The organism is Testudinibacter crocodili, from assembly GCF_006228025.1.
In the GTDB taxonomy this organism is placed as follows: Bacteria; Pseudomonadota; Gammaproteobacteria; order Enterobacterales; family Pasteurellaceae; genus Chelonobacter.
On the sequence record NZ_VDHF01000105.1, the window covers coordinates 17720 to 27522 of the forward strand.

The window sequence follows — 9803 nt, forward strand, 5'->3', positions numbered from 1 at the left end:
TATTGCGTTTGGATTGTAGGGGCGGATTGTATATCCGCCCAAACCGCACTTTGCATTTTTCTGTTGTTAATTAAATGCTTATACCGTACTTCGCAAACGGGCGGATATACAATCCGCCCCTACTTTATTGATTAATTATCTATATTTGAATTAAAATTCTAATTGTTCCATGATCTCATCATCAGTATAAAATCGCCCCATTACAATATCCTGCTTAGAAAATTCAAGCAATTTAAATAGTGCTAGTTTTTCGGGATCAATGTTATCCCAATCATGTTCTACCGCTTTACCAAATAACATTCTGATGGTTTTATTACCTGTGCTTTGTTCCATATTATCCTCTATCTAGGCTAATCACCTAATACAAACCGCTCCCGCAAGCGATGCAACTCGTCACGCACGGCGGCGGCTTGTTCAAACTCCAGATTTTGCGCATGTTGATACATTTGTTGTTCCAGTTTTTTAACCTGCTGCTCAAACTCTTTAGCCGTTTTCGGTTGGTAAACCGCACTTGGCTCTGCCACTTTTGGTCGTTTTTGCTTACCGCGCGCTTTATTGTTTGCTCCTTGCCCGATATCAAGCAATTCACCGACTTTTTTGTTTAGCGCTTGTGGCACAATGCCGTATTTTTGGTTGTGGGCAATCTGTTTTTCACGACGGCGATTGGTTTCGCCCATCGCTTTTTCCATGGAGTTGGTGATGCGATCCGCATATAAAATCGCTTTGCCGTTCAGGTTCCGAGCCGCACGACCGATAGTTTGGATCAGCGAACGTTCGGAACGCAAAAAGCCCTCTTTATCGGCATCTAAAATCGCCACCAGTGACACTTCCGGAATATCCAGCCCCTCACGCAACAAGTTGATGCCGACCAGCACGTCAAATTCGCCCAAACGCAGATCGCGGATAATTTCCACTCGCTCGACAGTATCAATATCCGAATGCAGATAACGCACCCGCACGCCGTGCTCTTCCAGATAATCAGTCAAATCTTCTGCCATGCGCTTGGTCAACGTCGTCACCAACACCCGTTCGTTTTTGTCGCTGCGCAGTCGAATTTCCGAGAGTAGATCATCGACTTGAGTGGCAACAGGACGCACTTCCAAAATCGGATCCAGCAAGCCGGTCGGGCGTACTACTTGATCAATCAGTTCACCGCCGGATTTTTCCAGCTCGTAAGGTCCCGGCGTGGCGGAAACATAGATGGTTTGCGGCGCCAGCCGTTCAAACTCCTCAAAGCGTAATGGACGGTTGTCCAATGCCGACGGCAAACGAAAACCGTATTCCACCAGCGTCTCTTTACGCGAACGGTCACCACGGTACATACCGCCGATTTGTGGCACGGTAACGTGCGATTCATCGATAATCAGCAAGCCGTCGCTCGGAATATAATCAAACAAAGTCGGTGGCGGCTCGCCCTCACCTCGCCCAGAAAGATAGCGGGAATAGTTTTCAATGCCCGAGCAATAACCCAGTTCATTCATCATCTCAATATCAAACTGCGTACGTTGGGTAACGCGCTGTTCTTCAAGTAATTTATTGTTTTCTAACAGATATTGACGCCGCTCCGCCAGCTCAATTTTAATTTTTTCAATCGCATCTAAAATCCGTTCACGTGGCGTGACATAGTGGGTTTTCGGATACACCGTATAACGTGGCACGGCGCCGAAATTGTGTCCGGTGAGCGGATCAAACAGGCTCAAGCGTTCCACCTCTTCATCAAACAGTTCAATTCGCAGCGCCACATCGTCGGATTCTGCCGGAAAAACATCGATGATTTCGCCGCGTACCCGAAAAGTACCACGCTGAAAAGCTTGATCGTTGCGGGTATATTGCAACTCGGCAAGTTTGGATAAAATTTGGCGTTGATCGATAATCGTACCGCTTTGTAGGTGCAGCATCATTTTCAGGTAAGAATCCGGATCACCCAAACCGTAAATCGCAGAAACCGAAGCAACTACAATGGTGTCGCGCCGTTCTAAAAACGATTTGGTCGCCGACAAGCGCATCTGTTCGATTTGATCGTTAATTGAAGCGTCTTTTTCGATAAAGGTATCACTCGCCGGCACATAGGCTTCCGGCTGATAATAATCGTAGTAGGAAACAAAATATTCAACCGCATTTTCCGGAAAAAATTCCTTCATCTCGGCATACAGTTGTGCCGCGAGGGTTTTATTCGGCGCCAGCAGCATTGCCGGGCGATTCAGTTGTGCGATCACATTGGCGATGGTAAAGGTTTTGCCTGATCCGGTCACGCCTAACAGAGTCTGATGCGCCAAACCGTCCTGCAGCCCTTCAATTAATTTACCAATCGCCTGCGGCTGATCGCCGGACGGTTTAAAATCAGAATGCAGCTTGAACGGTTTACTACTTTTACCATTCGATAAAGAGGCGACTGTCGACATAATTAAAATCACTATTGTATGCTAAACTCGAGGTTGCTATTTTAACACACTTCAAAAGCAAATTTTAAAATGAATATCCGATTCGCACGGCAATACCCCGTATATAACCTATCAAACTGATAGTTCAACTAAACTTTCTATTTTTTTCGACAAAAAACAATTATCAAAAATTGAGTTTTTGCACAGTCTATAATCTGTCAAGAGGCAAACTTCAAATTTTCAGAAAAAATAATATAAAAAAGACTAGATTTTTTATATCTTGTTGATAAATAAATAAATGTTATTTTGTGACCAAATCGGAAACCAAACACGCAAAGTCGCATATTTCCTATGTTTTGCCACATTTAACAAAAAATAATCCACAATGTTATCCACAGGCTGTGTGGATAGAAAACCCCACCAAGATTCCTAACGTTTTTTTGTTATCCCACTCTTGACAAGCGAATTTCAACTCAGTATTATGCGCCCCTCAATTCGGCATTGTATGCTGAAAAACAAACATTTCCTCCTTAGTTCAGTCGGTAGAACGGCGGACTGTTAATCCGTATGTCGCTGGTTCAAGTCCAGCAGGAGGAGCCAATTTTCTCTGTTGGTGAGCTTTTATTTGTCTCCTTTTGTAAACGCTTTTTGTAAGCCAACAGTGTTTAGCCCATAACCGTTATTGGTTACGGGCTTTATTTTTATCTGGAGTTTATCCCCTTATGCTGCTTGCTTGTTGCGCCATTATCATCGGTTTAATACTATTGGTCTGGAGTGCCGACAAATTTGTCGATGGTGCCAGTGAAACCGCACAATATTTTGGCATGCCTAAATTGTTAATTGGGATGTTAGTGATCGGCTTCGGCACCTCTGCCCCTGAAATTGTGGTTTCGGTTACCTCGGCAATACAAGGCAATCCAGGGATCGCCCTCGGCAATGCTTACGGCTCAAATATCGCCAATATTGCGTTGATTTTAGGTATCACCGCCTTGATCAGCCCTGTATTGGTTGCGCCCTCTATTTTGAAAAAAGAGCTGCCACTGTTGCTTGCCGTCACACTGGTCTCTGCCGGATTATTATTCGATCGTGATATCAGCCGTTTTGATGGCATCATCATTTTATTGATGTTCGCAATCTTTATGTTTGTCAGCATTCGTGACGGATTAAAAGTAAAAAGTGCGGTTCGGGAGCAAGATGCTGATGAAAATCGAGGCAACATCAACATCGGTAAAGCCATCGGGTTATTGCTATTTGGCTTAATTGTACTGGTGCTGAGCTCACAGCTGTTGGTTTGGGGAGCGGTAACCATCGCCAACCATTTTGGGGTTAGCCAACTAGTGATCGGTCTTACTATTGTTGCCGTTGGCACCTCACTGCCTGAATTAGCCTCTTCAATTGCCGCCGCACGCAAAAATCAACATGATTTGGCACTGGGCAATATTATCGGCTCAAATCTATTCAATACCCTTGCCGTGGTCGGTTTAGCCGCTACGATCCACCCGTTGCAAGCCGATCATGAAATCATAACCCGTGATATGCCGATGATGTTGTTCCTGACCGCCATTCTCTTTATCTTTGGCTATCGTTATCAAAATCCAAACGGTTATATTAAACGCTGGGCAGGGCTGATGTTATTGTTATGCTATATCGCCTATAACAGCATTATTTTTATGCAGATTGCAGGTTAATTTCTCTTACTGAGCCAAAGTGCGGTCAGGCGTTCAATCTGACCGCACTTTGCGTTTCTGCCGTAGCACCAACACTCAATTTCGCCTATAATAAGGTGATTTTTATCCGATAAATAAAGGAAAACCACCATGTCCACCCAATTTGTTTATACGATGCACCGTGTCGGCAAAGTCGTGCCGCCAAAGCGTCATATTTTGAAAAATATTTCCCTCAGCTTTTTTCCGGGCGCCAAAATCGGAGTGCTCGGCTTAAATGGCGCCGGAAAATCCACGCTGCTGCGCATTATGGCAGGGATTGATACCGATATCGAAGGCGAAGCTCGCCCGCAACCGGGCATCAAAATCGGCTATTTGCCGCAAGAGCCAAAACTCGATCCACAGCAAACCGTGCGTGATGCGATTGAAGAAGCGGTAAGTGAAGTCTCCAATGCATTAAAACGGTTGGACGAAGTGTATGCGCTGTATGCCGATCCCGAAGCAGATTTCGATCAACTGGCGGCAGAACAAGCCGAATTAGAAGCGATTATCCAAGCCCACGACGGTCACAACCTACAAAACCAACTGGAACGTGCCGCCGATGCGCTGCGTCTGCCGGATTGGGACGCCAAGATCGAACATCTGTCCGGGGGCGAACGCCGCCGTGTAGCATTGTGCCGTTTATTATTGGAAAAACCAGATATGCTGCTGTTGGACGAACCAACCAACCACCTCGATGCCGAATCTGTCGCATGGTTGGAGCGTTTCCTGCATGATTACGAAGGCACGGTGGTGGCGATCACCCATGACCGTTACTTCTTAGATAACGTTGCCGGTTGGATCCTGGAGCTTGACCGTGGTGAAGGCATTCCGTGGGAAGGCAACTACTCTTCTTGGTTGGAACAGAAAGAGAAACGCTTAGCACAAGAAGCGGCGACCGAATCTGCCCGTCAGAAATCGATCGAGAAAGAGTTGGAATGGGTACGCCAAAATCCAAAAGGCCGTCAGGCAAAAAGCAAGGCACGGATGGCGCGCTTTGATGAATTGAACAGCGGCGATTACCAAAAACGTAACGAAACCAACGAATTGTTTATTCCACCGGGTCCACGTTTAGGCGACAAAGTGATCGAGGTCAGCAATCTGAGCAAATCCTACGGCGACCGCACTTTGATCGATGATCTGTCATTCAGCATTCCGAAAGGGGCAATTGTCGGCATTATCGGCCCAAACGGCGCCGGGAAATCCACGCTGTTCAAAATGTTAAGTGGACAAGAGCAACCGGACAGCGGCAATGTTACCCTAGGTGATACCGTGGTATTAGCCTCAGTTGATCAGTTCCGTGACAGCATGAACGACAAAAAAACCGTGTGGGAAGAAGTGTCCGGTGGTTTGGATATCATGAAGATCGGCAACTTTGAAATCCCAAGCCGTGCTTATGTCGGACGCTTTAACTTCAAAGGTGTAGATCAACAAAAACGCGTCGGCGAACTGTCCGGCGGCGAGCGTGGGCGTTTGCATTTGGCAAAATTGCTGCAAACCGGTGGCAACGTATTGCTGCTCGATGAACCAACCAACGATCTCGATGTGGAAACCCTACGTGCGTTGGAAAATGCGATTTTGGAATTCCCCGGCTGTGCCTTGGTGATTTCCCATGACCGCTGGTTCTTAGACCGGGTCGCCACCCATATTTTGGACTACGGCGACGAAGGCAAAGTCAGCTTCTACGAAGGCAACTTCACCGATTACGAAGAGTGGAAAAAGAAAACGTTTGGCGCTGAAGCGGTGCAACCACACCGAATTAAGTACAAACGGATTGCGAAATAATCTTTTTGTATGTTGATTTATAATGACAAAGGCTAAAACGCACAATATTTATTGTAAAAGTAGGGACGAATTATATATCCGCCCGAACCGCACTTTGCATTTTTTCGTTATTGATTAAGTGCTTATACCGCACTTCGTAAATGGGCGGATATATAATCCGCCCCCACGCTGCCTTATCTATGACCTTTGTCAATAATCTGAAAGGGCGGTTTATCCGCCCTTTTCTTCTGCTTAAGCCCGCTGATATAGATTATTCAGCTCCCACGATTTTAGTCGCTTTTTCTAATAATGCCTGCGGCACACTCACGCCTTGTAGCGCTGCAGCTTGTGGATTAAGGTACAGATCCAGATCAGTCATACGAACGGTTGCTAAATCCGGCACTTTCACACCACGCAGAACCTGTGCCGCCATTTTGCCGGTTTCAACCCCAACGTTATATTGGTTGGTCGCCAATGCCGCAATTGCCCCCCGTTCAACCGAACCAAAATCTGCCGCAATCAACGGGATTTTATTTTCAACCGCCACTTTATACAACGCATCATAAGCCGATACCACGTTATTGTCGGTCGAGGTGTAAATCACCTGCACCTTACCCACCAAACTTTTGGCTGCAGTGCTGATGTCGATGGTGCGCTGTGCCGGCACTGCCAACACACCGATGCCCTGTTTTTCTGCTGCGACTTTCAACATTTCCAGCACCGCAACTGAATTGACTTCACCGGGACTATACACATAGCCAATATTTTTCACATTTGGCACCAACGTACGGATCAGCTCCACCTGCGGTTCCAACGGAATTTGATCGGAAACACCGGCGACATTGCCCTCATTTTTTCCCCACTGTTTCACCAATTTTGCTGCCAGAGGGTCAGTAATTGCACTGAAAATCACTGGAATTTGCCGGGTTGCTGCCGCAACCGGCTGGGCGCTTGGTGTCGTGATCGGAATAATCACCGCCGGATTGTCCCCCACAAATTTACGCGCAATTTGCCCTGCGGTGGCTGAACTGCCCTGTGCATTTTGATAATCAATTTTAATGGTTTTACCGTCAACAAACCCCTCGTTCGCCAACTGATCAATAATCCCCTTACGGATCTCCTCCAATGCCGGATGCTCGACAATCGTGGTTATTGCTACCTTCTGCGGCGCCGCAGCCACCGCCGCTGTACCACTGATCACTGCCAAACTGCCAAGTGCGGTCACTAATAATGTTTTTGTCAATTTCATAAATCATGTCCTTTCTTGCTGAGTAAGTTATTACAACTCTGTACCGATGTACTAGTTTAATAGTATAAATACTTTTTAACTAAGTTCAACAAAAAACCGCACTTTTATCTTATTAGCCACCAAAAGTTGAGGCTTGCTTCAACTTAAAAGGTACGGCTGTTTTATGGCAAAACATTTGACATCCACCACGCAGCAGTATCTAAATTGTAGAAGATTAAATCCATCTCTTAAAGCGAGATATTAACCACTTCACGACTATTCAATAACCAACCGACGTAAAATACCCTGAATCACGAATGGAGCAAGGCATTTATATTACGGTTTAGTTTTTTTGCAACGTGACAGAATATCGTTAAAAAACCGCACTTTTCTTCTGTCGCGCTTCGACAAAAGCCAAATACTCTTCTAAATGATCGATCGCCGCTTGGCAGCGTTGCTTTCGCTGTTCTAGCGTAGCAATTTTCTGCTGTCGCGCACTTTTTTCGCTTATTTCACAAGCAAGCAGTTGCGTGTATTGTTCAGCAATCAAATCATTAAAACGGGTTAAAAACTCATAATATTTTGCTAAACGTTGTGGTGGTGGCAAACGATGTACCTCATGTGCTTGCTGATTACGATCCGCCTCTTTGCCAGATGCCTTTGTCTGATAAAAAGTGCGGTTGTCGCCGGTCAGTTCCTGCAAAACATAGTATTGCGCTGTCAGTTTTTCTGCATAAAATGCGGTCAGCGCCTCATCTTGCCCTTCAACACAAGCCTGTTGCACAATCTGCAAAGTGGTCAGTGCCTGCGCTAAACATTGCGCCAGCGTTTCATTGTCTGGTGAAAAAAGCCGCGGATCCAATTTTCGGTGCAGTGGCATATCCTTGTGTATCGACAGTGCCTGAAAATACGCTTCGATTTCGTTTAGCCGTGCTTGAATTGCAAGCCGTGACATTGGCACCTCTTTTTGTTCCTTGTCTATCATCTTATTGCAGATCTTAGCATTTTTCAGCCGATAGCGCGAAGCGATTGTTATCGGATTCTCCGCACTCGACAAATGGCCCGTAACACAAATACCACAGTTCTGTTGAAAAGTTGCACTGAGTACTTTCGCTCAGGTAAAATACCCACGCTTTATTTTGTTAGGGAATGCCCTAACCTTTCTTTTTTATTTCTTTTAACCCTAGCAACAACTTAACATAAGGAACGATGTCGATGACCACTTCATCTTCACAGCAAGCTCCACTGCTGGAAAAACGCTTTGCCCTTAGCGCGCGTGGCAGCAATCTCCGTCAGGAAATTATTGCCGGACTCACCACATTTTTAGCCATGGTTTACTCTGTGATTGTTGTACCCGGTATGCTGGGCGATGCCGGTTTTCCGCCAGAGTCAGTGTTTATCGCCACCTGTCTGGTTGCCGGATTAGGATCGATTTTAATCGGTTTCTGGGCGAATACGCCAATGGCAATCGGCTGTGCGATCTCATTAACCGCCTTTACGGCTTACAGCTTGGTTATCGGACAGCAAGTCAGTATTCCGGTTGCCCTGGGTGCCGTCTTTTTAATGGGGGTGGTGTTCACCTTAATTTCCGTGACCGGAATCCGCACTTGGATTTTACGTAATCTGCCAAGCAGCATCGCGCACGGTGCCGGCATCGGTATCGGGTTGTTCTTATTACTGATTGCAGCCAATAATGTCGGCTTAGTGGTCGCCAACAATGCCGGTTTGCCGGTGAAAATGGGCGATTTCAGCTCTTTTTCCGTGATTATGTCATTGTTGGGCTTAGCTTTTATTCTCGGTTTAGAACGTTTACGCGTCAAAGGCGGCATTTTGCTGGTGATCGTGGCAATTACCTTAGTTGGCTTGATTGCAGATCCGAATGTGAAATTCAGCGGTGACGTGTTAAAAGTGCCAAGTTTTGGAGAAAACTCGCTAGCATTCGGCTTGGACATTATGGGTGCGTTGCAACCTGCTATTTTGCCAGTGGTGTTTGCCCTCGTGATGACCGCCATTTTTGATGCCACCGGCACAATTCGTGCGGTTGCCGGACAAGCGAATTTACTCGACAAAGACGGGCAAATCGTCAATGGCGGCAAAGCATTAACCTCAGACTCCGTTAGCAGCATAATGTCCGGTCTGTTCGGTACAGCACCGGCTGCAGTCTATATTGAATCTGCTGCCGGCACGGCTGCCGGAGGCAAAACCGGTATCACGGCGATTGTGGTCGGTGTGCTATTTCTGTTCATGCTGTTTTTACAGCCACTGGCCTTCTTGGTGCCCAGTTATGCCACGGCACCAGCCTTGATGTATGTCGGCTTATTAATGCTGAGCAATGTCAGTAAACTGGATTTTGATGACTTCATCGGTGCTATGAGCGGCTTGATTTGTGCTGTGTTTATTGTGCTGACCGCAAATATCGTGACTGGAATTATGTTGGGCTTCGCCTCTTTGGTGATCGGACGCTTGGTATCCGGCGAAATCAAAAAACTGAATATCGGCACGGTGATTATCGCGATTATTCTGGTTGGCTTCTATGCTGGCGGTTGGGCAATTAATTAAATCGCCGATAAACAAAACCGCACTTTGACCAGCTACCGTTAAATAAAGCGGAAAGAGTCAAAGTGCGGTTACTAGGATCTGTTGATATTTGTTGGCATAGTAGACAAAATGGTTGCTAATTTTGAGATCTACCATGCCTAGTAGACAAAATGGTTGCTAATATTTAAA

7 protein-coding genes and 1 tRNA gene are annotated in these 9803 nt (G+C 46.2%); 4 read left to right on the top strand and 4 right to left on the bottom strand.

What is annotated here, in order from left to right; translation table 11 throughout:
• Positions 1 to 150: 150 nt before the first annotated feature.
• Positions 151 to 333 (bottom strand): hypothetical protein, encoded by a 183-nt coding sequence (locus FHQ23_RS10955; protein ID WP_139614358.1) that lies wholly within the window; start codon positions 331 to 333, stop codon positions 151 to 153.
• A 17-nt stretch (positions 334 to 350) separates the two neighbouring features.
• Complete coding sequence (gene uvrB / locus FHQ23_RS10960; RefSeq protein ID WP_139614359.1) at positions 351 to 2402, bottom strand: excinuclease ABC subunit UvrB; 2052 nt, start codon at positions 2400 to 2402, stop codon at positions 351 to 353.
• Between the two features lie 503 nt (positions 2403 to 2905).
• Between uvrB and FHQ23_RS10965 the strand changes: the two genes are divergently transcribed.
• The 3 genes from FHQ23_RS10965 to ettA all read left to right on the top strand — a co-directional run bounded on the left by FHQ23_RS10965 (position 2906) and on the right by ettA (position 5869).
• Positions 2906 to 2981 (top strand) — tRNA-Asn (locus FHQ23_RS10965).
• Between the two features lie 122 nt (positions 2982 to 3103).
• Positions 3104 to 4069 (top strand): calcium/sodium antiporter, encoded by a 966-nt coding sequence (locus tag FHQ23_RS10970; protein ID WP_139614360.1) that lies wholly within the window; start codon positions 3104 to 3106, stop codon positions 4067 to 4069.
• A gap of 129 nt (positions 4070 to 4198) precedes the next feature.
• Positions 4199 to 5869: an energy-dependent translational throttle protein EttA gene (gene ettA, locus FHQ23_RS10975; protein WP_139614361.1), complete on the top strand. Its 1671-nt coding sequence runs from the start codon at positions 4199 to 4201 to the stop codon at positions 5867 to 5869.
• Between the two features lie 250 nt (positions 5870 to 6119).
• Here the strand turns inward: ettA and FHQ23_RS10980 are convergent, their stop codons facing one another.
• Together FHQ23_RS10980 and priC are read right to left on the bottom strand one after the other, a co-directional pair.
• The gene (locus FHQ23_RS10980; protein ID WP_139614362.1) at positions 6120 to 7097 is read right to left on the bottom strand and encodes an ABC transporter substrate-binding protein; all 978 of its coding nucleotides are present in this window, start codon (positions 7095 to 7097) and stop codon (positions 6120 to 6122) included.
• 352 nt (positions 7098 to 7449) lie between these two features.
• On the bottom strand, positions 7450 to 8031 hold the full coding sequence (gene priC / locus FHQ23_RS10985) for a primosomal replication protein PriC (protein ID WP_176552311.1): 582 nt from the start codon (positions 8029 to 8031) through the stop codon (positions 7450 to 7452).
• Positions 8032 to 8291: 260 nt separating this feature from the next.
• Between priC and FHQ23_RS10990 the strand changes: the two genes are divergently transcribed.
• Positions 8292 to 9635: an NCS2 family permease gene (locus tag FHQ23_RS10990; RefSeq protein ID WP_139614364.1), complete on the top strand. Its 1344-nt coding sequence runs from the start codon at positions 8292 to 8294 to the stop codon at positions 9633 to 9635.
• The last annotated feature ends 168 nt before the right edge of the window (positions 9636 to 9803 follow it).

Bases quoted from the DNA above. Each gene is read 5' to 3' on its own strand.
- FHQ23_RS10955 (WP_139614358.1), bottom strand. From the start codon at position 333: ATGGAACAAAGCACAGGTAATAAAACCATCAGAATGTTATTTGGTAAA.
- uvrB (WP_139614359.1), bottom strand. From the start codon at position 2,402: ATGTCGACAGTCGCCTCTTTATCGAATGGTAAAAGTAGTAAACCGTTC.
- FHQ23_RS10970 (WP_139614360.1), top strand. From the start codon at position 3,104: ATGCTGCTTGCTTGTTGCGCCATTATCATCGGTTTAATACTATTGGTC.
- ettA (WP_139614361.1), top strand. From the start codon at position 4,199: ATGTCCACCCAATTTGTTTATACGATGCACCGTGTCGGCAAAGTCGTG.
- FHQ23_RS10980 (WP_139614362.1), bottom strand. From the start codon at position 7,097: ATGAAATTGACAAAAACATTATTAGTGACCGCACTTGGCAGTTTGGCA.
- priC (WP_176552311.1), bottom strand. From the start codon at position 8,031: ATGTCACGGCTTGCAATTCAAGCACGGCTAAACGAAATCGAAGCGTAT.
- FHQ23_RS10990 (WP_139614364.1), top strand. From the start codon at position 8,292: ATGACCACTTCATCTTCACAGCAAGCTCCACTGCTGGAAAAACGCTTT.